The sequence below is a fragment of the Variovorax sp. GW458-11-26-14-LB1 genome, from assembly GCF_059423965.1.
Genome location: NZ_JBWKYW010000003.1, coordinates 139,871 through 161,276, shown reverse-complemented (window position 1 = coordinate 161,276; position 21,406 = coordinate 139,871). Strand labels below are relative to the sequence as shown.

The 21,406-nt window shown below is 68.4% G+C and carries 22 protein-coding genes; 16 read left to right on the top strand and 6 right to left on the bottom strand.

Annotated elements, in window-relative coordinates:
• Positions 1-123: 123 nt before the first annotated feature.
• Complete coding sequence (locus AC07YS_RS03580; protein ID WP_062478065.1) at positions 124-1,908, bottom strand: acetolactate synthase 3 catalytic subunit; 1,785 nt, start codon at positions 1,906-1,908, stop codon at positions 124-126.
• 283 nt (positions 1,909-2,191) lie between these two features.
• On the opposite strand from AC07YS_RS03580, the gene AC07YS_RS03575 reads away from it, so the two are divergent.
• Genes AC07YS_RS03575 through AC07YS_RS03550 form a run of 6 tightly spaced genes read left to right on the top strand, consistent with a single transcriptional unit; the run spans position 2,192 to position 5,645 of the window.
• A complete protein-coding gene (locus AC07YS_RS03575) occupies positions 2,192-2,758 on the top strand; it encodes an RNA polymerase sigma factor (protein WP_062478063.1) in 567 nt (188 codons plus the stop codon).
• Positions 2,755-3,180: a DUF3619 family protein gene (locus AC07YS_RS03570; protein ID WP_062478060.1), complete on the top strand. Its 426-nt coding sequence runs from the start codon at positions 2,755-2,757 to the stop codon at positions 3,178-3,180. The genes AC07YS_RS03575 and AC07YS_RS03570 overlap by 4 nt, the downstream gene beginning before the upstream one ends.
• Positions 3,181-3,239: 59 nt before the next feature.
• Complete coding sequence (locus tag AC07YS_RS03565) at positions 3,240-4,055, top strand: DUF3106 domain-containing protein (RefSeq protein WP_495267497.1); 816 nt, start codon at positions 3,240-3,242, stop codon at positions 4,053-4,055.
• A gap of 12 nt (positions 4,056-4,067) precedes the next feature.
• Entirely contained in the window at positions 4,068-4,628 is a 561-nt protein-coding gene (locus AC07YS_RS03560) for an RDD family protein (protein WP_495264208.1), read from the top strand.
• Positions 4,625-5,023 carry a diacylglycerol kinase gene (locus AC07YS_RS03555; RefSeq protein ID WP_062481435.1) on the top strand — a complete coding sequence of 133 codons (399 nt, stop codon included), beginning with the start codon at positions 4,625-4,627 and terminating at the stop codon, positions 5,021-5,023. The genes AC07YS_RS03560 and AC07YS_RS03555 overlap by 4 nt, the downstream gene beginning before the upstream one ends.
• Positions 5,024-5,054: 31 nt before the next feature.
• Positions 5,055-5,645 (top strand): LOG family protein, encoded by a 591-nt coding sequence (locus tag AC07YS_RS03550; protein ID WP_095950203.1) that lies wholly within the window; start codon positions 5,055-5,057, stop codon positions 5,643-5,645.
• A gap of 132 nt (positions 5,646-5,777) precedes the next feature.
• On the opposite strand, the gene AC07YS_RS03545 is transcribed toward AC07YS_RS03550, so the two are convergent.
• Both AC07YS_RS03545 and AC07YS_RS03540 read right to left on the bottom strand, forming a co-directional pair.
• Entirely contained in the window at positions 5,778-6,116 is a 339-nt protein-coding gene (locus AC07YS_RS03545; RefSeq protein ID WP_056580191.1) for a P-II family nitrogen regulator, read from the bottom strand.
• The gene (locus AC07YS_RS03540; protein ID WP_062481432.1) at positions 6,113-7,810 is read right to left on the bottom strand and encodes an NAD+ synthase; all 1,698 of its coding nucleotides are present in this window, start codon (positions 7,808-7,810) and stop codon (positions 6,113-6,115) included. The genes AC07YS_RS03545 and AC07YS_RS03540 overlap by 4 nt, the downstream gene beginning before the upstream one ends.
• Before the next feature lie 19 nt (positions 7,811-7,829).
• Here AC07YS_RS03540 and AC07YS_RS03535 point away from each other — a divergent pair, with 19 nt between their 5' ends.
• On the top strand, positions 7,830-9,071 hold the full coding sequence (locus AC07YS_RS03535) for a GNAT family N-acetyltransferase (RefSeq protein ID WP_495267496.1): 1,242 nt from the start codon (positions 7,830-7,832) through the stop codon (positions 9,069-9,071).
• 77 nt (positions 9,072-9,148) lie between these two features.
• Positions 9,149-9,901 (top strand): hypothetical protein, encoded by a 753-nt coding sequence (locus tag AC07YS_RS03530; RefSeq protein ID WP_495267495.1) that lies wholly within the window; start codon positions 9,149-9,151, stop codon positions 9,899-9,901.
• 41 nt (positions 9,902-9,942) lie between these two features.
• On the opposite strand, the gene ppa is transcribed toward AC07YS_RS03530, so the two are convergent.
• Entirely contained in the window at positions 9,943-10,470 is a 528-nt protein-coding gene (gene ppa, locus AC07YS_RS03525; protein WP_007834256.1) for an inorganic diphosphatase, read from the bottom strand.
• Positions 10,471-10,724: 254 nt separating this feature from the next.
• On the opposite strand from ppa, the gene AC07YS_RS03520 reads away from it, so the two are divergent.
• The 7 genes from AC07YS_RS03520 to AC07YS_RS03490 all read left to right on the top strand — a co-directional run bounded on the left by AC07YS_RS03520 (position 10,725) and on the right by AC07YS_RS03490 (position 19,187).
• Complete coding sequence (locus AC07YS_RS03520; RefSeq protein WP_495267494.1) at positions 10,725-13,241, top strand: sodium-translocating pyrophosphatase; 2,517 nt, start codon at positions 10,725-10,727, stop codon at positions 13,239-13,241.
• A gap of 1 nt (position 13,242) precedes the next feature.
• Positions 13,243-13,611 (top strand): nuclear transport factor 2 family protein, encoded by a 369-nt coding sequence (locus tag AC07YS_RS03515; RefSeq protein WP_495267493.1) that lies wholly within the window; start codon positions 13,243-13,245, stop codon positions 13,609-13,611.
• Positions 13,612-13,684: 73 nt separating this feature from the next.
• The gene (locus AC07YS_RS03510) at positions 13,685-14,416 is read left to right on the top strand and encodes a MerR family transcriptional regulator (protein ID WP_495267492.1); all 732 of its coding nucleotides are present in this window, start codon (positions 13,685-13,687) and stop codon (positions 14,414-14,416) included.
• A 5-nt stretch (positions 14,417-14,421) separates the two neighbouring features.
• A complete protein-coding gene (locus AC07YS_RS03505; protein ID WP_495267491.1) occupies positions 14,422-15,858 on the top strand; it encodes a TolC family protein in 1,437 nt (478 codons plus the stop codon).
• A gap of 2 nt (positions 15,859-15,860) precedes the next feature.
• The gene (locus AC07YS_RS03500; RefSeq protein WP_495267490.1) at positions 15,861-16,847 is read left to right on the top strand and encodes an HlyD family secretion protein; all 987 of its coding nucleotides are present in this window, start codon (positions 15,861-15,863) and stop codon (positions 16,845-16,847) included.
• 13 nt (positions 16,848-16,860) lie between these two features.
• Positions 16,861-18,045, top strand: coding sequence for an ABC transporter permease (locus AC07YS_RS03495; protein WP_495267489.1), 1,185 nt, complete (start codon positions 16,861-16,863; stop codon positions 18,043-18,045).
• Positions 18,045-19,187 (top strand): ABC transporter permease, encoded by a 1,143-nt coding sequence (locus AC07YS_RS03490; RefSeq protein WP_495267488.1) that lies wholly within the window; start codon positions 18,045-18,047, stop codon positions 19,185-19,187. Before AC07YS_RS03495 ends, AC07YS_RS03490 begins: the two co-directional genes overlap by 1 nt.
• Here the strand turns inward: AC07YS_RS03490 and AC07YS_RS03485 are convergent.
• Positions 19,184-19,813, bottom strand: a complete 630-nt coding sequence (locus tag AC07YS_RS03485; protein WP_062473073.1) for a TetR/AcrR family transcriptional regulator — start codon at positions 19,811-19,813, stop codon at positions 19,184-19,186. The genes AC07YS_RS03490 and AC07YS_RS03485 overlap by 4 nt on opposite strands.
• A 118-nt stretch (positions 19,814-19,931) precedes the next feature.
• On the opposite strand from AC07YS_RS03485, the gene AC07YS_RS03480 reads away from it, so the two are divergent.
• Positions 19,932-20,768 (top strand): metal-dependent hydrolase, encoded by an 837-nt coding sequence (locus AC07YS_RS03480; protein ID WP_495267487.1) that lies wholly within the window; start codon positions 19,932-19,934, stop codon positions 20,766-20,768.
• Between the two features lie 15 nt (positions 20,769-20,783).
• Here the strand turns inward: AC07YS_RS03480 and AC07YS_RS03475 are convergent, their stop codons facing one another.
• Entirely contained in the window at positions 20,784-21,377 is a 594-nt protein-coding gene (locus AC07YS_RS03475) for a hypothetical protein (RefSeq protein ID WP_095950214.1), read from the bottom strand.
• Between the last annotated feature and the right edge of the window lie 29 nt (positions 21,378-21,406).

The window sequence follows — 21,406 nt, the reverse complement described above, 5'->3', positions numbered from 1 at the left end:
GTGACTCCTCTTTTCGCCTACGCGGAAGCTTTCGCTTTCGCCGCCCTCCCCCGTGCACGGTAATGCGCGGGCTTGGCGGGCAATAGATTCGTCAGTAAAGGTTGAACGAACGAATGTTCCGGATCAGAGATCTTCGGAACCCAGCAGCATCTCGGTGATGCCCATGCCGGCCTTGACCATCGGGAACACGTTCTCGGTGGGGTCGGTACGGAAATCCATGAACACCGTGCGGTCCTTGAGCTTGCGCGCCTCGCGCAGCGCCGGCTCCACGTCTTGTGGACGCTCGATTAGCATGCCGACGTGGCCATAGGCCTCGGCAAGCTTCACGAAGTTGGGCAGCGCATCCATGTAGCTGTGGCTGTAGCGGCCGGAGTATTCGATCTCCTGCCACTGGCGCACCATGCCCAGGTAGCGGTTGTTGAGCGAGCAGATCTTGATCGGCGTGTTGTACTGCAGGCAGGTCGAGAGCTCCTGGATGCACATCTGCACCGAGCCTTCGCCGGTGATGGTGAACACTTCCGAGTCTGGCTTGGCGAGCTTGATGCCCATGGCGTAGGGAATGCCCACGCCCATGGTGCCCAGGCCGCCCGAATTGATCCAGCGGCGCGGCTCGTCGAAGCGGTAGTACTGGGCGGCCCACATCTGGTGCTGGCCGACGTCCGACGTGATGTACGTGTCGGCGTCCTTGGTCATGTTCCAGAGGGTCTCGACCACGAACTGCGGCTTGATCACGTCCTTGTTGTCGCGGTCGTACTTGAGGCAGTCGCGCGAGCGCCAGCTTTCGATGGTCTTCCACCAGTCGGCCAGCGCGCCGGCGTCGGGCTTGGTGGTGCTCTCGCGGATCATCGAGATGAGCTCGGTGAGCACGTCCTTCACGTCGCCGACGATCGGGATGTCAACCTTCACGCGCTTGGAGATGCTCGACGGGTCGATGTCGACGTGGATGATCTTGCGTTCGTTCTGCGCGAAGTGCTTCGGGTTGCCGATCACGCGGTCGTCGAAGCGCGCGCCCACGGCCAGCAGCACGTCGCAGTTCTGCATCGCGTTGTTGGCTTCGATGGTGCCGTGCATGCCCAGCATGCCCAGGAACTTGCGGTCGCTCGCCGGGTAGGCGCCCAGGCCCATCAGCGTGTTCGTGACGGGGTACCCCAGCATGTCGACCAGCGTGCGCAGTTCGTTCGTGGCGTTGCCCAGGAGCACGCCGCCGCCGGTGTAGATGTAGGGGCGCTTGGCCGCCAGCAGCAGTTGCAGCGCCTTGCGGATCTGCCCGCCGTGGCCCTTGCGCACCGGGTTGTACGAGCGCATCTCGACCTTGTCGGGATAGCCGCTGTACGGAATCTTCTTGAAGGACACGTCCTTCGGCACGTCCACCACCACGGGGCCGGGACGGCCGCTGCGTGCGATGTGGAAGGCCTTCTTCATCGTCATGGCCAGATCCTTCGGATCCTTGACGAGGAAGTTGTGCTTGACGATGGGACGCGTGATGCCGACCGTGTCGCATTCCTGGAAGGCGTCCAGGCCGATCGCGGCCGTCGGCACCTGGCCGGAAATGATCACCATCGGGATCGAGTCCATGTACGCCGTCGCGATGCCGGTGACCGCATTGGTCAGGCCGGGACCGGAAGTGACCAGTGCCACGCCGACTTCGCCGGTGGCGCGCGCATAGCCGTCGGCTGCGTGCACGGCGGCCTGCTCGTGGCGCACCAGCACATGCTGGATGGTGTCCTGCTTGTAGAACGCGTCGTAGATGTAGAGAACCGCGCCGCCCGGGTAGCCCCAGATGTACTGGACGCCTTCGGCCTGCAGTGCCTTGACCAGCACTTCAGCGCCCATGAGTTCTTGCGTGGTGTTGCCGGCGCCAGAGGACGCGGCTGCTGCGGAAGCGAGTTCCGCCTTCGAGATTTCCATGATCAACCTTTGTGTTTTTTCGGGAACGAAAAACCTTGGGTGCCCCTTGCCAGCCCTTGTGGGGCCGCGCCAGGACTTGAGGCCAAAGCCATGAGCGGACTGATGTTCCGCCGGACCGTGACCCGTTTGCCTTTTGACTTGCAAGGCGGATTATGACACTACCAGCGCGTTCAGACTCGCTTCAGGTGCCCTGTCTTGGCACAAAGGCATAATCCGCGGCATAAAAACATGAGCGTTCGCCAAACATCCTCCCCACGCGGCGCGCCCCGCCGCCCCCTCTCATTTGGCTACTGAACACGAACTCTCCGACTTCCTGAAAAACGTCGAACGACGGGCCTTCAAGCGCTCGGTCTATCACGTGCGGGACGAAGAAGCGGCCTTGGACATCGTGCAGGACAGCATGATGAAGCTGGCCCAGCACTACGGCGACAAGCCTGCCGAGGAACTGCCGATGCTGTTCCAGCGCATCCTGTCGAACTGCACGCTCGACTGGTTCCGCCGCCAGAAGACCCGCCGCGCCCTTTTTTCCAACCTGAGCGACTTCGAACCGGCCGACAACGGCGAGGATTTCGACCTGCTGGAGAACTTTGTCTCGCCAACCGACTCCAGGGAATCGGAGAGCGCCGAAGACACCACCCGCCGCAGCCAGGTCTTTCACGAAATAGAAGAACAGATCGCGGCTTTGCCCGGCCGTCAACGCGAGGCTTTCCTGATGCGTTACTGGGAGGAAATGGACGTCGCAGAGACGGCCGCCGCAATGGGCTGCTCCGAGGGCAGCGTCAAAACCCATTGTTCGCGAGCTGTCCACGCTCTGAGCAAGGCGCTCAAGGCCAAGGGAATATCGCTATGAACACTAAGGTTCCAACCTCTCAATCCAGCGCAGCAGAAGACCGCTTCGGCCAACGGCTGGCGGCCCGGCTGTCGGACGGCAATCAAGCGTTGCCGCACGACATCAGCGAGCGTCTGCGCGTTGCCCGTTCGCAGGCCGTGGCCGCGCGCAAGCAGGCGCCGCAGCTGCGCACGGCGCCCGTCGCGGTCCAGTCGGGCCACACGGTCACGCTGGGCGGCAGCTGGTGGACGCGCATCGGTTCCGTGGTACCTCTCATCGCCCTGGTGGCCGGCCTGATCACCATCAGCGTGCTGCAGGACGACGACCGCGCCAGCGAACTCGCCGAGGTCGACTCGGCCCTGTTGACGGGCGACCTGCCGCCCGCCGCCTACACCGATCCCGGCTTCGCCCAATTCCTGAAGTCCGACAGCGCCTCCGACTGAACACCTTGCCCGACCGAATGCGACGCCGCTCCGTTTCCCGTGCGAAAGCCCTGCTTCCGTTGCGCCCGCTCCCGGCGGGCGCCGTCGTTTGGGCGGGTGCGCTGGCAGCCGCTGCCTTCGGCCTGACGCTGGCCGATGCACAGACGCTGCCCGAAACCGCCAAGCCCGCCACGCACGCCGCAGCCACCAATGGCGCGGCAAGCCCCAAGGCCGTTGCCACGACCAAGCCCCTGTGGAACGAACTGAGCAACGAGCAGCAGCACGCCCTGAAGCCGCTGGCTTCGCACTGGAACACGCTGAACGCCGGCCAAAAGCGCAAGTGGCTGGCCTTGTCGCGCAACTACGCGAACATGCCCGCCGACGACCAGGTCACGCTGCACAGCCGCATGATCGAATGGGCGGCGCTGAGCAACCAGCAGCGCGCCCAGGCCCGCCTGAATTTCGCCGAGGTCAAGCGCTTGCCTGCCGACGAGCGCAAGCTCAAGTGGGAGCAGTACCAGGCGCTGAGCGAAGAAGAAAAACGCAAGCTCGCCGAGAGTGCCCCGCCCAAGCCCCGCGGCGCCGCCCTGCCGGTGCGCCCGGTCTCGTCGCAGAAGCTCGTGCCCGTGCCGGCCGTCACGCCGCCCGGGCAGCACACGCCCCGGATCGTGCCGGCCACGCCGCCCACGCCCGTGCTGCCGCCGGCGGCCATCGTGGTGAGTTCGCCGGCGACGCCCCCTGCCGCCGCGGAACGCCCCGCAGTGCCGGCCAGCACCGTGGTCGCCCCGGCGGCGTCGGCGCCGAGCAGCCTCACGCCGCCGCCGGTGCCCGCCGAGGCCCAGGTGCCAGCGCCGTCCGCGGCCACGGCGCCTGCGGCCTCGTCCTCCGCCCCCTGACCGAAGGTTTCGATGGTTTCCAGTTCGCCCGAGGCCTCGGGACCCGGCCAATCGGCCTCGCCCTCTTTATCCACCCCCAACGCTCCCGCGGTGCCTGGCCTGTGGCGGCGCATGGCCTGCTGGCTCTATGAGGGCATGCTGCTGTTCGCGGTCGTGTTCGTGTCCGGCTGGCTGTTCAGCACGCTGGGCCAGATGCGCGACGCCATGGACGAACGGCGGCACCTGCTGCAGGCCTTCCTCTTCGTGGTGTTCGGCGTCTACTTCGTCTGGTTCTGGGCCAAGGGCCAGACGCTGGCCATGAAGACCTGGAACATCCGCATCGTCGACCGCCACGGCCGGCCCGTCAGCCAGGGCCGCGCCCTGGCGCGCTACCTGCTGAGCTGGGTCTGGTTCCTGCCGCCGCTGGCCGCCATCGCCCCGTTCAAGCTGTCGGGCGGCGAGTCGACCGTCCTGATCTTCGGCTGGGTCGCCATCTGGGCGCTGCTGGCCCGTTTTCACCCCGAGCGCCAGTTCTGGCACGACGCCTGGGCCGGTACGCGGCTCATCACCTCCAAGCCGATGAGCCGCCAATGAGTGCCCTGCCCGACCCCGCCGTGAATCCGCAGAAGGCCCGCAAGGGCTTCGAGCGCGTCTGGCATGCCACCCTGATCTCGCTGCACGGCCTGCGCGCCGGCTGGAGCGAGCCGGCGTTCCGCCAGGAAGCCATCCTGTCGATGCTGATGATCCCGGCCGCCTTCTGGCTCGGGCGCAGCTGGGTCGAGGTGGCGCTGCTCGCCGGCAGTGCCATCCTGGTGATGATCGTGGAGCTGCTCAATACGGCGGTGGAAGCCGCCATCGACCGCATCGGCCCCGAATGGCACGACCTCTCCAAGCGCGCGAAGGACATGGGCAGCGCCGCCGTCCTGCTGTCGCTCACGCTGTGCGGCGGCATCTGGGCCGCGGCCCTGTGGCAACGCTTCGTGTCATGAGCAGGTCCGCCGCCTGCGGCATGATCGCAGGATGACCCCTGAATTTTCGATTTGCGTGTATTGCGGCTCGCGCCCCGGCGAGCGCCCCGAGTTTTCCCAGGCCGCCCAGGCCGTGGGCCAGTGGATCGGCAGCCACGGCGGCCAGCTCGTCTACGGCGGTGGCCGCACAGGCCTGATGGGCACGGTGGCCGAGGCCACCCGCCAGGCCGGCGGCCGCGTCGTCGGCATCATCCCCAAGGCCCTGGTCGACAAGGAGCTGGCCAACCCCCTGTGCGACGAGCTGCACGTGGTCGACACCATGCACGAGCGCAAGGCCATGATGGGCGAACGCGCCGACGCCTTCCTCGCGATGGCGGGCGGCATCGGCACCTTTGAAGAACTGTTCGAGATCTGGACCTGGCGCCAGCTCGGCTACCACGACAAGCCGACCGGCATCCTCAACACCGCCGGCTACTACGACGGCCTGCTGAGCTTCCTGGCGCACAGCGTGCGCGAGGGCTTCATGGGCGAATGGCAGATGGACCTGGTGCGCACCGGCACCGACGTGCCTGAGCTGCTGACCGCGCTGCGCGCCGAAGTCCCCCTGCACCCCCGCGACGACAAGCTCTCAGAAAACCTCTGACCCGAAAACCCCAAAAGCCTCGGGGTCCCATTCCAGCGAACACCGCGGAACCGGCTTTGCCGGGCCGCAGGTGTTGCCCCCGGCAGGGGGTTGGCGAAGCGACACGAAGTGCGCGAAGCCTGGGGGCGAGCTCTAGACTGCGTTTTCGTTTTCTTCGCCGGTGCGGATGCGCACGATGCGCTCCACCTCGGTCACGAAGATCTTGCCGTCGCCGATCTTGCCGGTGCGCGCCGAGCTCACGATGGCCTCGATGCAGCGCTCCACGTCGCTCTCGTTGACGACCACTTCGACCTTCATCTTGGGCAGGAAGTCGACCACGTACTCCGCGCCGCGGTACAGCTCGGTGTGGCCCTTCTGGCGGCCGAAGCCCTTGACCTCGGTCACCGTGAGGCCGGTGACACCCACCTCGGCGAGGGCTTCGCGCACGTCCTCGAGCTTGAAGGGTTTGACGATGGCGGTGATCTGCTTCATGGTTTTTGTGCTCCGGCGGTTTCGTTGAACTTGCTGGTGATAGGGTAACGCCAATCCTTGCCGAAGCTTCGGTGGGTGACCCGGATGCCTACGGGCGCCTGGCGCCGCTTGTATTCGTTGATCCTGATGAGCCGCGCAACCCGCTCGACCACCGCGCGGTCGTAGCCCGCGGCAATGATCTCGTCGATGCCTTCATCGTCCTGCATGTAGCGTGCCAGGATGCCGTCCAGCACGTCGTAGGGCGGCAGGCTGTCCTGGTCGGTCTGGTCGGGGCGCAGTTCGGCGCTCGGGGGCCGCGTGATGATGCGCTCGGGAATCGGCGCCGCGCCGGTGCCATAGGGGTCGTGGGCATTGCGCCAGCGCGCCAGCGCGAACACCGTGGTCTTGAGCAGGTCCTTGATGACCGCAAAGCCGCCCGCCATGTCGCCGTAGAGCGTGCAGTAGCCGGTGGCCATCTCGCTCTTGTTGCCGGTGGTCAGCACGATGGCGCCGAACTTGTTCGACAGCCCCATCAGCAGTGTGCCGCGGATGCGGGCCTGGATGTTCTCCTCGGCCGTGTCTTCCGGCCGGCCCGCGAACTCCCCGGCCAGCGCGGCCTTGAAGGACTCGAAGGTGTGCTTGATCGAAATCTCGTCGTAGCGCACGCCCAGCCGGCCGGCCATGTCCCGCGCGTCGATCCAGCTGATGTCGGCCGTGTAGGGCGACGGCATCATCACCGCGCGGACCTTGTCCTTGCCCAGCGCGTCCACCGCGATCGCGAGCACCAGTGCCGAGTCGATGCCGCCCGACAGCCCCAGGATCGCGCCCGGAAAACCGTTCTTGCCGACGTAGTCGCGCACACCGAGCACCAGCGCGTCCCACAGCTGCGCCTCGGCGTCGCGCGGCGCGGCGATGGCCGACGGATCGGCCACGACGGCGACGCCGCCCTGCGCCCCGCGCGCGAGCTCCATGAAGACCAGCCGCTCGCGAAAGCTCTCGGCCTGCGCGGCCAGCGCGCCGTCGGCCTGCAGCGCGAACGAGGCGCCGTCGAACACCACCTCGTCCTGCCCGCCCACCAGGTGCGCGTAGACCAGCGGCAGCCCCACGGCGCGTGCGCGGTCGGCCATGCGCGCCACGCGCTCGCCTTCCTTGCCCACGTGGTACGGCGAGGCGTTGATCACCGCCAGCACCTCGGCGCCGCCGGCGCGCGCCAGCTCGGCCGGTGCGTCGAACCAGGCGTCCTCGCAGATCAGCAGCCCGACCGACACGCCGCCCGCCTCGAACACGCAGGTGCCCTGCCCCGGCGTGAAGTAGCGGCGCTCGTCGAACACCTGGTAGTTCGGCAGTTCGCGCTTGGCGTAGGTCTCGAGGATGCGGCCTTCCTTGAGCACGCTGGCCGCGTTGTGGCGCAACTGCACGGCCACAGATCGGCTGCGCAGGCTGCCGCCGCTGGGATGCCCCACCACCACGACCATGTCTTTGAGGTCGGCCAGCGCGGCGGCGATGCCTTTCACGGCATCATCACAGGCTTCGGTGAAGGCGGGACGGAGGAACAGGTCTTCCGCCGCGTAGCCGGCAATCGAGAGTTCGGGTGTCAGCAGAAGGCGCGCGCCTTGCGCGTAGGCCTCGCGTGCGGCGCCGACGATCTTCTGCGCATTGCCGACGAGGTCGCCCACCACAAAATTGAGTTGCGCGATGGCGAGCTTGAGCGTCATACAGAAGGAAGAAAAAGGCTTGAACGATTATGTCATTCGGGTTCTGGCGTCGCCGTCGGACATCGACCCGCAAGCCTGGAACGCCCTGCTCGCCGCGCAGCCCGAGCCCTCGCCCTTCATGCGCCACGAATACCTCGCGGCGATGCACGACAGCGGCAGCGCCTCGCCCGAGCGCGGATGGACACCGCAGTTCGTCACGCTGTGGCGCGGCGAGGTGCTCGAAGCCGCCTGCGCGCTCTACCTCAAGGACCATTCCTATGGCGAGTACGTGTTCGACTGGGCCTGGGCCAACGCCTACGAACAGCACGGGCTGGCCTACTACCCGAAGGCCGTGGTGGCAGCGCCCTTCACGCCCGTGCCCGGCGCCCGGCTGCTGGCACGCGACGCGCCAAGCCGCACGCTGCTGGTGCAGGCGCTGGTGGCGGTCTGCAAGGAACAGGAACTTTCGTCTTTGCATCTGCTGTTCGGCGCCGACGCCGACATCGCCGCGTGCACCGAAGCCGGGCTCATGCAGCGCCATACGGTGCAGTTTCACTGGACGAACGTGGCCCCCACGCTCGGCACTGACGTGTCCTCGCTGCCCCCCGAGGGGGCGCGTTTCGCCTTGGGGCGGCCCGGCGGCGAAACCGAACCCGGCTACACCAACTTCGACGCCTTCCTCGCCAGCCTCTCGCACGACAAGCGCAAGAAGATCCGCCAGGAGCGCCGCAAGGTCGCCGAGGCCGGCGTCAGCTTCCGCTGGTCGCGCGGCACCGACATCGCCGCCGCCGACTGGGATTTCTTCTATCGCTGCTACGAACGCACCTACCGCGAGCACGGCAACCCGCCCTACCTCACGCGCGATTTCTTCCAGCGCATGGCCGACACGCTGCCCGAGGCGTGGTTGCTGTTCGTCGCAGAGCGCGACGGGCACCCCATCGCGACCAGCCTGATCGCGCTCTCCACCGACAAGGCGCAACCGCTGGTGGCCTACGGCCGCTACTGGGGCGCGCTGGAGCGCGTCGACTGCCTGCACTTCGAGGCCTGCTACTACCAGCCCATCGCCTGGTGCATCGCGCACGGCGCGGGGCGTTTCGAAGGCGGCGCGCAGGGCGAGCACAAGATGGCCCGCGCGCTGATGCCGGTGCGCACCACCAGCGCCCACTGGCTCGCCCACCCGTCGTTCGCCGATGCCGTTGAGCGCTTCCTCGAGCGCGAAGGTGCCGGCATCGAGAACTACCTGGACCACCTCGGCGAGCGCAGCCCGTTCAAGGCGACCTGATCGGTGCGGGAGCGCCGGGGGCTGCTATAAAGCCGCCCGGCACTCAAACAACCACACACAACACACAGGGAGCACCGATGCCATTCGTCGGACTGGGACTGCACATCCTCATCGCGCTGTACTTCGCCGTGCATGCCATGCGCCACGGCAAGCAGATGTACTGGCTCATCATCCTCTTCAGCTTTCCGCTGCTCGGCAGCATCGTGTACTTCGTGGTCGAGTACCTGCCGGCCTCGCGCATGCAGCGCACCGCGGGCAAGGTGGCGAACGCGGCCATCGGCTTCATCGACCCCGAGCGCGAATACCGCGCCGCTGCCGACGCCTACGACCTCGCGCCCACGGCGCAGAACAAGCTGCGCCTGGCCAAGGCCGCGCTGGACCGCGGCCAGGCGGCCGACGCCGTCGGGCACTACCGCGACGCACTGAAAGGCCCCTTCGCCTCCGACCCCGAACTGCAGTTTGGCCTGGCCAGCGCGCTGGTCGCCGAAGGCAGCCCGGCCTCGGCCCGCGAAGCCTCGCAGGCACTGCAGAGCCTGCGTGCCACGCGCGATGACTACCGCAAGGACGAGGTCGCCGTGCTGAACGCCCGCGCGCTGGCCGCCGAGGGCCGCACGCCGGAAGCGCGCGAAGCCTTCGAGACTGCGCTGAGCACCTACAACACGGTGGAAACGCGCGCCCGCTACATCGCGTGGCTGGCGCAGCAAGGCGACACCGCCGGTGCGCAGCGCCATTGGAACGAGCTGCGGCAGGCGGCGCGCCACTGGAACGCGCATGCGCGAGGCGTCAACCGCGAGTGGATGCGGCTGGCCGTGGATGCGGTCCGGGGCTGACGGCCCGGAGCATCCAGGCCGTTTCTTTCAAACGAAAGAAATTACTTCTTGTACGCGGCGATGCCGTCGAGAACTTCCTTCTTGGCGGCGTCGATGCCTTCCCAGCCCAGCACCTTGACCCACTTGCCGGCTTCCAGGTCCTTGTAGTGCTCGAAGAAGTGGCTGATGGCCTTCAGGCGCATCGGGTTCACGTCGTCGACCGACTTCCAGTGGCTGTAGATCGGCAGCACCTTGTCGGTGGGCACGGCCAGCACCTTGCCGTCGACGCCGGCTTCGTCTTCCATCATCAGGATGCCCAGGGGGCGGCAGGGCACGACCACGCCCGGCAGCAGCGGGTACGGGGCGATCACCAGCACGTCGACCGGGTCGCCGTCGCCCGACAGGGTCTGCGGCACGTAGCCGTAGTTGGCGGGGTAGTACATGGCCGTCGTCATGAAGCGGTCCACGAAGATCGCGCCCGATTCCTTGTCGACTTCGTACTTGATCGGGTCGGCGTTCATCGGGATTTCGATCACGACATTGAAGGCGTCGGGGACGTTCTTGCCGGGGGAGACTTTGTCGAAGGACATGACGTTTTTCGAGTAGTTGAAAAGTATGAGACGGATGGGGACAAACCCGGAGTTTACTTTCCGTGTCACGGGCCGGTCGCACGCGTGTGTGTTTTTGCCTGTAAATTGCAAGCGTTGGCCAATCGGCTCCGCACCTCCGGTGCAGTGAGCTTCGAGGAAGCAACGCGGCGGAGAACATGGTCCCGTACGCGTTGCGCGCAGGGCCCAGGCTGTCCGTCTCCACAAGTCACAACGAACGAATGGAGAAGCAAAGCATGAGCGGCAACACCCCCCTGATTCTTGCCATCGTCTGCGGCCTGGTGGCCGTAGGCTACGGTTTCTGGGCCCGAAGTTGGATTCTCGCCAAGGACCCGGGCAACGCCCGGATGCAGGAAATCGCCGCGGCCATCCAGGCCGGCGCCTCGGCCTACCTCGCCAAGCAGTACACCACCATCGCGGTGGTGGGCGTGGTGCTCGCGGTGCTCATCGCCCTCTTCCTCGACCTGACCACGGCCGTCGGCTTCGTGGTCGGCGCGGTGCTCTCGGGCGCCTGCGGCTTCATCGGCATGAACGTGTCGGTGCGCGCCAACGTGCGCACCGCGCAAGCCGCGACCAAGGGCATCGGCCCGGCGCTCGACGTGGCATTTCGCGGCGGCGCCATCACCGGCATGCTGGTGGTGGGCCTGGGCCTGCTGGGCGTGACGGGCTTCTACTGGTTCCTGGCCGGCAGCGCGCCGAAGGCGGACCACAGCCTTGCAGCCATCCTCAATCCGCTGATCGGCTTTGCCTTCGGCTCCTCGCTGATCTCGATCTTTGCGCGCCTGGGCGGCGGCATCTTCACCAAGGGCGCTGACGTCGGCGCCGACCTGGTGGGCAAGGTCGAAGCCGGCATTCCGGAAGACGACCCACGCAACCCGGCGGTGATCGCCGACAACGTGGGCGACAACGTCGGCGACTGCGCCGGCATGGCGGCCGACCTGTTCGAGACCTACGCGGTGACGCTCATCGCCACCATGGTGCTGGGCGCGCTGATGGTCACGGCGGCGCCGCTGGACGCGGTGCTGTACCCGCTGGCGCTGGGCGGCGTGTCGATCATCGCGTCGATCATCGGCTGCTTCTTCGTGAAGGCCTCGCCGGGCATGGTCAACGTGATGCCGGCGCTCTACAAGGGCCTGGCGGTGGCGGGCATCCTGTCGCTGATCGCGTTCTGGTTCGTCACGAGCTGGATCATTCCGGACAACGCCATTGCCGCGAGCGGCAGCCAGCTGAAGCTGTTCGGCGCCTGCTTCGTGGGCCTGGCGCTCACGGCCGCGCTGGTGTGGGTCACCGAGTACTACACCGGCACGCAGTACAAGCCCGTGCAGCACATCGCGCAAGCGTCGACCACCGGCCACGGCACCAACATCATCGCGGGCCTGGGCGTGTCGATGCGTTCGACGGCATGGCCGGTGATCTTCGTGTGCATCGCGATCCTGGCCTCCTACGCCCTCGCGGGCCTGTACGGCATCGCGGTGGCCGCGACGTCGATGCTGAGCATGGCCGGCATCGTGGTGGCGCTGGACGCCTACGGCCCCATCACCGACAACGCCGGCGGCATCGCCGAGATGAGCGAGTTGCCCGCCAGCGTGCGCGACATCACCGACCCGCTGGACGCGGTGGGCAACACCACCAAGGCCGTGACCAAGGGCTACGCGATCGGCTCGGCCGGCCTGGCCTCGCTGGTGCTCTTTGCCGACTACACCCACAAGCTGGAGAGCTTCGGGCTGAACATCAGCTTCAACCTGAGCGACCCGATGGTGATCGTGGGCCTGTTCATCGGCGGCCTGATCCCCTACCTCTTCGGCGCGATGGCCATGGAGGCCGTGGGCCGCGCGGCCGGTGCGGTGGTGGAAGAAGTGCGCCGCCAGTTCCGCGAGATCCCCGGCATCATGGAAGGCACCGGCAAGCCCGAGTACGGCAAGGCCGTGGGCATGCTGACCGGCGCGGCCATCAAGGAAATGATGATCCCGTCGCTGCTGCCGGTGGTGGTGCCGATCCTGGTCGGCCTGGTACTGGGACCGAAGGCGCTGGGCGGCCTGCTGATGGGCACCATCGTCACCGGCCTGTTCGTCGCCATCAGCATGTGCACGGGCGGCGGCGCCTGGGACAACGCCAAGAAGTACATCGAAGACGGCCACCACGGCGGCAAGGGCTCCGAGGCGCACAAGGCGGCCGTCACCGGCGACACCGTGGGTGACCCCTACAAGGACACGGCCGGCCCGGCGGTGAACCCGCTGATCAAGATCATCAACATCGTGGCGCTGCTGATCGTGCCGCTGGTGGTCAAGTTCCACGCCGGCGATGCGGCAGCGGCCGTGCCGACCAAGGTCGAGACGCCGCCTGCAGCCACGGCCCCCGCCGCGATGGCGCCGGCGGCCACGCCGGCCGCCACCCTCGCCTCGGCGGCCGTCGGGGCCACCGAAGCCGCCGCCGTGAAGGTCGAGAACGGCATCGTGAAGTTCTACTTCGCGAGCGCCAGCGCCGAGGTCGCGCCCAACGCCAAGGAAGCGCTGTCCGATGTCATCAAAGCCGTGCAGAGCGGCAGCACCGTATTGGTGAGCGGCTACCACGACGCCAGCGGCGACGCAGCCAAGAACGCCGAGCTGGCCAAGCAGCGCGCCATGGCCGTGCGCGACGCCATCAAGGCGGCGGGCGCGCCCGAAGACAAGATCGAACTCGCCAAGCCCGAGCAGTCGCAGGCCGACGGCCCGGCTTCGGAAGCGCGCCGCGTCGAAGTGAAAGTGAAGTCCTGACATGCCCACGCCCGCCCGGCTCGAAGCCTTCATTGCCGCCGTCGAAGGCGGCGCGCATGCGCAGGTCATCGAAGATTTCTACACCGAAGACGCCACGATGCGCGAGAACCAGGCCGAGCCGCGGCGCGGGCGCAGCACGCTCGTTGCGCAGGAAAGCGCCGTGCTCGCGCGCACCGAGTCGGTGGCATCGACCTGCGTGCGGCCGGTGCTGGTGAACGGCGACCACGTCGGCATCCACTGGATCTTCGAGTTCACGTTCAAGGGCGGCGGCCGCATGCGCATGGAAGAGATCGCCTGGCAGCGCTGGGACGGCGAGCGCATCACCGAAGAACAGTTCTTCTACGACCCGGCGCAGCGCAAGCCGGGCTGAGGATGCCCCGCCCGGACCGCGCGATCCGGGCTGGTTTTATGCAACATTTTCGATGTAACATTGAAACTGTCACATGAACGCATCCATCGCCACACCCGATTCCACGGCCCCGCAGGACCTCTCCATCGAGGCCCTGGCGGCGCGCACGGGTGTCACGGTGCGCAACATCCGCGCCTACACCACGGGCGGCCTGCTGCCGCCGCCGCGGCTGCAGGGCCGGCTCGGCCTGTACGGCCCCGACCATATCCAGCGCCTGGCGCTGATCCGCGAACTGCGCGAACAGGGCTTCGGCATCGAGGCGATCCGCCGCATCTTCACGCGCGCGCCGGCCTCCACCTGGCCCGACCTGCTGGCCGTGGCCCGCTCGGTGTCGGGCAGCCTGTTCGCCGAAGAAACGCCCGTGGTGGTGTCAGCCCAGGCGCTGGCCACCAAATGGCAGGGCCAGATGACGCCCGCCCTGCTCGGCCGCGCCACCCGCGCCGGCCTCATGCGCGAACTGCCCGACGGCCAGGTGCAGGTGCTGAGCCCGGCGCTCGGCCAGGTCGCCGAACAGCTGGCCGCGCTGGGCCTGCCGCTCGAAGCGGTCATCGGCATGCAGGAAACCATGGTGCGCACGCTGCGCACCGTGGCGCGGCGCTGGCTGCGCACGCTGGCCGACAGCCTGCTTTCCGGCGACACCCTCGATGCCGGCCGCGCCGCGCAGCTGCTCGAGAAAGCACGGCCGCTGGCCACCGGGGCGGTGCAGGCCGCCTTTCCCGTGATCCTGCAGCAGGAGCTCGACGCCCTGCTGCACAAGACCGCCTGATGCCGATGACACGACCTCGCCTCGCCCTTCTTCCGTCCCTGCTGCTCTTGCCGGCCTTCATCGGCGGCGCGGCTTTTGCGCAGCAGCAGGCCCGCGGCGACACCACCTCCACGCTGGCGCTGAGCTTCGACGCCGCGCGCCAGCGCATGGTCGAGCGCTCCGACAAGCTGGCCGCCGCGCGCATCGCCGTCGAGGCCAAGGAGCTGCAGAGCGAGGGCGTCAAGCGCCTGGGCGGTCCGGTGGTCAGCATCTCGGGGCTGGCCTATGCGTACAACGCGAACCTGAACCTCGACCTCGACCCGCTCAACCAGAAGCTCGGCCAGATCGGCTCGTCGCTGCCGCCGTCGATCCAGAGCTTCGTCTCGCGCGTGCCGATTCCGCAGCTGCCCAACAGCTACACGCTGAACCGCCACGACACCGGCGCCAACGCCTCGGTGTCGGCCGTGTGGCCGCTCTACCTGGGTGGCGCGACCGACGCGGTGCGCGGCTTTGTCTCGGCGCAGGCGCGCGAAGCCCAGGCCGACGCCGAACAGGCCGGCCACGAGGTCGACACGCTGCTGGTGCAGCGCTACTTCGGCGCCCAGCTCGCGCAGCGCGCGGCCACGCTGCGCCTGCAGGCCGAGCGCACCATCGCCCAGCACGACGCGGCGGCGCAGAAGATGCTCGCCGCCGGCGTCATTTCCCGCGTCGAACGGCTGCAGGCCAGCGCCGCGTACGAAGAAGCGCGCCGCAATGCCCGCAAGGCCGAGAACGACGCCGCACTGGCCGGCGTGGCCCTGGCGCGCACGGTGCGCGCCGAAGGCAGCGTCACCCCGCAGACGCCGCTGTTTCTCATCAGCGCGCCGATCGAGCCGCTCGGCCACTTCATCGATGCGGCGCTCACGCGGCATCCGGGCCTGGGCAAGGTCGCAGCCAAGAAGGCACAGGCCGAGCAGCTGCACGAAGGCGAAGAAGCCTTGCGCCGGCCGCAGGTGATTGCCTTCGGTACGCGCGAGATCAAGAGCGGCAACGCCGACTGGGTGGCCGGCCTCGGCGTGCGCTGGACGCTGTACGACTCGGTCGACCGCAACGCGCTGTCGGCCGCCTCGCACAAGCAGGTCGAACAGGCCGAGCGCACCGACCTGCAGGCGCGCAGCGACATCTCGCTGCTGGTCGAACGCAACTGGCGCGCGCTGGACAACGCGCGCCGCCAGTACCTCGAGATGAAGGTCTCGGTCGAGCTTGCCCAAGAGGTGGTCAAGCTGCGCACCGCCGGGCTGCGCGAAGGCACCAGCACCACGCTCGACCTGATCGACGCCGAGACCAACCAGGCCAAGGTGCTGACCGAACGCGCGCAGGCCGCCAACGACTACGTGCAGGCGCTCGCGCAGCTGCTCGAGAGCGCGGGCCTGTCCGAGACTTTTTCCGACTACATCGCGCGCGCCGACGTGAAGGTGAACTGACCATGATGAGTGCCAAGACCCGCCGACTGATCGCCATCGCCGCCGCACTGCTCGTGCTGGTGCTGCTCGTCTGGGGCTTCTGGCGCGCCGCGCAGCCGGCGCCCGAGGTGTTCCAGGGCCAGATGGAAGCGCGCGAGACCGACGTGGCCGGCAAGGTCACCGCCCGCATCGCCGAAGTGGCGGTGAAGGAAGGCGACCGCATCCAGGCCGGCGCCCTGCTGGTGCGCATGGACAGCCCCGAGGTGCGCGCCAAGCTGGCGCAGGCCACCGCCGCCGAACAGGCCGCGCAGGCCGTGGCCGACAAGGCGCAGAACGGCGCCCGCCCGCAGGAGATCGAAATGGCGCGCATGCAGTGGCAGCGCGCCGAGACCGCCGCCCAACTCGCGCAGACCTCGTTCCGCCGTGTCGACGGCCTGGCGCGCGACGGCCTCGTGGCCGACCAGAAGCGTGACGAAGCCGAAGCCAACTGGAAGGCCTCGCGCGACGCCGCCGTGGCGGCCAAGGCGCAGTACGACATGGCGCGCACCGGCGCCCGCCCCGAGGACAAGGCCGCTGCCAACGCACAGGCGCGGCAGGTGGCCGGCGTGGTCGCCGAGGTGGAAGCCGCCAAGGCCGAGACCGAGCTGCGCAGCCCGGTCGCCGGCGAGGTGGCCAAGGTGCTCGCCAAAGTCGGCGAACTCTCGCCACAGGGCGTGGCCGTGGTCACGGTGGTCGACCTGAACGACCAGTGGGTGGTGCTCAACGTGCGCGAAGACCGGCTGGCCCGCTTCGCGCTCGACAAGGAATTCGACGCCCGCCTGCCCGCCCTGCCCAAGGACCGGCGCACCGCCCGCTTCAAGGTCACCTACAGCGGCGTGCTGCCCGACTTCGCCACCTGGCGCGCCACGCGCGGCGGCGCCGGCTTCGACGTGCGCACCTTCGAGGTCCGTGCCCGGCCGCTCAAGCCGATCGAAGGCGCGCGCCCCGGCATGAGCGTTCTGGTCGACTGAGGCCGCACCCGCCATGAGCCTGCGCGGCTTTTCCACCGCCAGCGCCCGGCGCGAATTCGCGCTGCTGCGCACGCGTCCGTGGGACCTGGCCATGATCTCGTGGGTGCCGCTGCTCGCGGTATTCCTGATCTGGTGGATCTTCTCGGCCGGCCTGCCCGAGCGCCTGCCGATCGGCGTGCTCGACCAGGACCACTCCGCCCTCTCGCGCCAGCTGGTGCGCTTCCTGGACGCCACGCCGGGCCTGCGCGTGGCGCAGCAGTACGCCGACGAAGGCGAGATGCAGCGCGCGCTCACCAGCGGCGCCGTCGATGCGGCGGTGCAGCTGCCGCGCGAGCTGAGCCGCGACGTCAAGCAGGGCCGCGTCGGGCAGGTCGTGCTGCTGCACAACGCGCAGCTGGGCACGCATTCGAGCCTGATCCAGCGCGACGTGCGCACCGCCGTCGCCACGGTGTCGGCCGGCGTCGAGCTCGCGGTGCGCAACAAGCGCGGCGAATCGATGAAGGCCGCGCGCGTGAGCATGGACCCGGTCAAGGCCAGCATGGTGGCGCTGTTCAACACCTCGACCGACTACGAGCAGTTTCTCGGCGCCGCGCTCATTCCAGCGCTGCTGCACATCCTTGCGATGACGGCCGGCGCCTGGGCCGTGGGCCGCGAGCTGCGCGACCGCAGCCTGGGCGGATGGCTCGGCGCCGCGCCGCGCTGGGCCGAAGCGCTGGCCGCGCTGGCGGGCAAGCTGGCGCTGCCGTTCGCGAGCCTGTCGGCGGTGGGCCTGGCCGCCATGCTGTGGATCACGGCGGGCCGCGGCTGGCACCCGGTCGGCTCGGTGGGATGGACGCTGTTCGCGCTGATGGTGTTCCTTGCGCTGTCGATCGCGCTCGGCGCCTTCGTGGCCAGCCTCACGCGCTCGCTGCGCACCGCGCTGTCGGCCACCGGCTTCATCACCGCGCCGGCCTTCGCGTTCGGCGGCGTGGGCTTTCCGCTGGTCGCCATGCCGGTGCTCGCACAGCTGTGGGCCGGCCTGCTGCCGTACACGCACTACATCCGCGTGCAGATGGAGCAGCTGCAGATGGGCGCGCCCCTGGCCTACTCGGCCGCCACGCCGCTGTGGATGGTGGTGGGCACCGCGGTGCTGCTGGCCGTGTCAGCCACGCTGCTGGTGCGTGCGGCCGGTGCGCCCGAGACGTGGGGAGGCCGCTGATGAGCACGCGCATCCAGGGCTTCGCCGACGCCTGGCGCGACACCGCCCTCGGCGTGCTGCGCGACAAGGGCGTGCTGCTGATCATGCTGCTCGCGCCCATCATCTACGGCTTCTTCTACCCGTGGCCCTACGGCACGCAGGCCGTCACGCGGGTGCCGGTGGCGGTGGTCGACCAGGACCACAGCGGGCTGTCACGGCAGATCGCTCGCTTCGCGATGGCCAGCCCCCGGCTGGACGTGCGCATGGTCACGTCCGACGTGCACGAGGCGCAGCAGGCGCTGTGGCGCGGCGAGATCGAGGGCTACGCGCTGCTGCCGCAGGACCTCAAGCGCAACGTGCTGCGCGGCACGCCGGCGGTGGTGAGCATCGAGGGCAACGGCGCCTATGCGCTGTTGAACAAGGCGGTGCTGTACGGATTCTCGGAGGCGGTGGGTACGGTGTCGGCCGGTGTGGAGATCCGCAAGCTGCAGGCCGGCGGCCAAAGCGCGGTGCAGGCCGCGCGCAGCCGCAGCCCGCTCAACACGCAGCTGGTGGCGCTGTTCAACCCGACCGAGGGCTACGGCAGCTACGTGGTGCCGGCGGTGGCGCTGCTGATCCTGCAGCAGACGCTGCTGATGGGCGCCGCGATGCTGGCCGGCACCTGGGCCGAAGCCGGCCGGCTGCGCGCGGGCATGGGCGCATGGCTGGGGCGGCTGGGCGCGCTGTCGGGCTTCGGCGTGCTGAGCGGCCTGTTCTATTTCGGCTGGGTGTTCTTCCTGCAGGACTACCCGCGCGGCGGCAATCCGTTCGCCGCGCTGGTGCTGCTGCTGTTCTACGTGCCCGCGATCTGCGTGCTCGGTCTGCTGCTGGGCTGCTGGTTCCGCGACCGCGAGCGTGCGTTGCAGGTGCTGCTCTTCACTGCGCTACCGATGGCTTTTCTCTCGGGCTTCTCATGGCCCGTCGAGGCCCTGCCCGCGCCGCTGCAGGCGCTGCGCTGGCTGTTCCCGAGCACGGCGGGCATCCAGGCTTCGCTGCGGCTCAACCAGATGGGGGCGCCGCTGCACGACGTGCTGCCGTACCTCGGGGCGCTGGCGGCGATGGTGGTGGTGGGGCTGCTCGTGTTGTGGGCTGCGGCCACGCCGCGCCAGAACGAGCGCGACTAACGTCGGCTGTCGGCCGCCACGGCGCGCACCAGCCGCGTGGCCGGCGCCACCAGCTCGCGCAGGTCGCCCACGCGATCCTGCTCGATGGCCTGCAACACCAATTCGTTGATGCCGCCCACCACCGTCATCGCCATCTGGCTGCTCATGTGCGCCGCGGGCACCTCGCCTGAATCGCTGCTGTTGATCGCCACCTGGATGAAGTTGGCGATCTCGCCGTTCACGCGCCGCCGCGCCGCCAGGCCGGGCAGCCCCAGCCCGAGGATCTCGACGAACAGCGTGCGCAGCAGCACCGGGTCTTGGGCGAGGTAGTCCATGTACGCGGTCATCGCCTGCTCCACCTGCGTGTGCCAGGGCTGGGCCGGGTCGAAGGCCTCGCTCACGGCCTGCAGGCCGAGCCGGCTGGCCGTTTCGTACAGGGCGATCAGGCACTCGGTCTTGGTGCTGAAGTGCTCGTAGAACGTGCGCCGCGACACGGCGGCCTCGCGCACGATGTCGGCGATGGTGGTGTCGGCGTAGCCCTTGGCCGCCACGGCATGCGCCATGCCCTGGAGCAGCCGCGCGTAGTGCTCGCTGGGCGCGCCTTCGGCGGCATCGGGCGTGGCGGTTTTGTCGATGGTGGCAGTCATGTGCGATTCATTTTCCTACGCCTTGGTACTTGACAGTACCAGTTCACAATTGCACTATGGCGGCACGCGGTACGAAGTTGTACCAACTTTTACCCACGAACTCAGGAATTGCCACCCCATGACCGAACTCGTTGTCCGCCGCCTGCTGATCGACCTGCAACCGCCCTTCTCGCGCGACTGGTGCGGCGGCGATGCGTTTTCGACGGCGTTCTTCAACGCCCTGTCGATGAGCTTCCCCTTCGGCGAGCAGTTCTTCATCGACGCCGTGCGCGACGCCATGGCCACGCTGCCGCCCGAGGTGCAGGAACGCCACCGCGCCGACGTGCGCGGCTTCATCGGCCAGGAGGCGACGCACCGGCGCATCCATTCGCTGTTCAACGCGCATCTCGAGCAACAAGGCCTGGTCGATCGCTGGACCGCGCGCGCCAGCCAGCGCATGGAACTGATGGACGGCGCCGATCCGCGCCACGCGCTGGCCGTGACGGCCGCCACCGAGCACTTCACGGCCATGTTCGCCGAGTGGCTGCTGGCCCGCCCCGAGATCCTGGACGGCGCCGAGCCCCGGCTGCGCACGATGTGGCTGTGGCACAGCGCGGAAGAGCTGGAGCACAAGAGCGTGGCCTTCGATATCTACAAGGCCGCGGGCGGCTCCGACGAATGGCGCACACGCTGGTTCCGCCGCGTGACGGTGATGTTCCTCGGCGACCTGATGCGCCAGACGGTCGACAACCTGCGGCATGAAAAGCAATTGTGGAAGTTGGCCACCTGGAAGAGCGCCGCGCGCATCCTGCTGGGCCGAGGGGGCCTGCTGCGGGGCAATCTCGCGGGCTGGCGCCAGTACCTGCGCAGCGACTTCCACCCCGACCAGCAGGACAGCAGCCTCTCGGCGCGCTGGCTGGCCGACAACGGCGCGCAGTTCACGCCCGTGGGCGCGCCTGCGGCAACGTCGGCCTGAGTTCGTCAGCCGGGGTCAGTAGATGCTGGCGCGGTGCGGGCTCAGCGCGCCCGCCTGCGTCGGCTGCCCGTCGGCGCGCAACGTGAGGTCGTGCAGCGTGTCGAAATCGGACGGCGCGTCGGGCACGCGCATCACCACTTCGAGTTCGTGCATGGACGCCACCCAGCGGCCGGCCGGCGATTCGGCCGGTTCGTCGTTGGCGAACACGCCGTCGCGGATGTAGAGCGTTTCGCCTTCGGGGCGTTCGCTGTGCAGTTCGATCAGGCGTGCGATCGAGAAGTTGTAGGTCACGAGCTTTTCGCGCGTGCGGCGGTCCTTGCCGCCGCAGTTGAACGAGCCCTCGGCCGCGATCACGATGCAGGAGCCGTCCACCCCGCCGTCGATGGCGATCTCGTTGCCCGAGCGCCAGATGGCGTTGGGCAGGCGCACGCGCACCTTGTCGATCACGAGGTCGCGTTGCTTGTTGAGGGCGCCCAGCGGCGGCACCAGCGAGCGCAACTGACGCAGGCGCTCGGCGAAGTTGTCGTCCATGAGGAATTCGACATGGTGCGTGGCGCTGCCGGACGAGCGCTTGACGACCTGCATGACGACGTGACGTGGCTTGTTCACAGCTCAGGCCCTCCACGCAGAGAAAAATC

Excerpts from the sequence above, each read along its gene's own strand:
- ppa (WP_007834256.1), bottom strand. The coding sequence starts at position 10,470 with ATGTCCTTCGACAAAGTCTCCCCCGGCAAGAACGTCCCCGACGCCTTC.
- AC07YS_RS03490 (WP_495267488.1), top strand. The coding sequence starts at position 18,045 with ATGAGCACGCGCATCCAGGGCTTCGCCGACGCCTGGCGCGACACCGCC.
- AC07YS_RS03560 (WP_495264208.1), top strand. The coding sequence starts at position 4,068 with ATGGTTTCCAGTTCGCCCGAGGCCTCGGGACCCGGCCAATCGGCCTCG.
- AC07YS_RS03570 (WP_062478060.1), top strand. The coding sequence starts at position 2,755 with ATGAACACTAAGGTTCCAACCTCTCAATCCAGCGCAGCAGAAGACCGC.
- AC07YS_RS03530 (WP_495267495.1), top strand. The coding sequence starts at position 9,149 with ATGCCATTCGTCGGACTGGGACTGCACATCCTCATCGCGCTGTACTTC.
- AC07YS_RS03480 (WP_495267487.1), top strand. The coding sequence starts at position 19,932 with ATGACCGAACTCGTTGTCCGCCGCCTGCTGATCGACCTGCAACCGCCC.
- AC07YS_RS03505 (WP_495267491.1), top strand. The coding sequence starts at position 14,422 with ATGACACGACCTCGCCTCGCCCTTCTTCCGTCCCTGCTGCTCTTGCCG.
- AC07YS_RS03580 (WP_062478065.1), bottom strand. The coding sequence starts at position 1,908 with ATGGAAATCTCGAAGGCGGAACTCGCTTCCGCAGCAGCCGCGTCCTCT.
- AC07YS_RS03485 (WP_062473073.1), bottom strand. The coding sequence starts at position 19,813 with ATGACTGCCACCATCGACAAAACCGCCACGCCCGATGCCGCCGAAGGC.
- AC07YS_RS03510 (WP_495267492.1), top strand. The coding sequence starts at position 13,685 with ATGAACGCATCCATCGCCACACCCGATTCCACGGCCCCGCAGGACCTC.
- AC07YS_RS03515 (WP_495267493.1), top strand. The coding sequence starts at position 13,243 with ATGCCCACGCCCGCCCGGCTCGAAGCCTTCATTGCCGCCGTCGAAGGC.
- AC07YS_RS03545 (WP_056580191.1), bottom strand. The coding sequence starts at position 6,116 with ATGAAGCAGATCACCGCCATCGTCAAACCCTTCAAGCTCGAGGACGTG.
- AC07YS_RS03555 (WP_062481435.1), top strand. The coding sequence starts at position 4,625 with ATGAGTGCCCTGCCCGACCCCGCCGTGAATCCGCAGAAGGCCCGCAAG.
- AC07YS_RS03540 (WP_062481432.1), bottom strand. The coding sequence starts at position 7,810 with ATGACGCTCAAGCTCGCCATCGCGCAACTCAATTTTGTGGTGGGCGAC.
- AC07YS_RS03550 (WP_095950203.1), top strand. The coding sequence starts at position 5,055 with ATGACCCCTGAATTTTCGATTTGCGTGTATTGCGGCTCGCGCCCCGGC.
- AC07YS_RS03495 (WP_495267489.1), top strand. The coding sequence starts at position 16,861 with ATGAGCCTGCGCGGCTTTTCCACCGCCAGCGCCCGGCGCGAATTCGCG.
- AC07YS_RS03520 (WP_495267494.1), top strand. The coding sequence starts at position 10,725 with ATGAGCGGCAACACCCCCCTGATTCTTGCCATCGTCTGCGGCCTGGTG.
- AC07YS_RS03500 (WP_495267490.1), top strand. The coding sequence starts at position 15,861 with ATGATGAGTGCCAAGACCCGCCGACTGATCGCCATCGCCGCCGCACTG.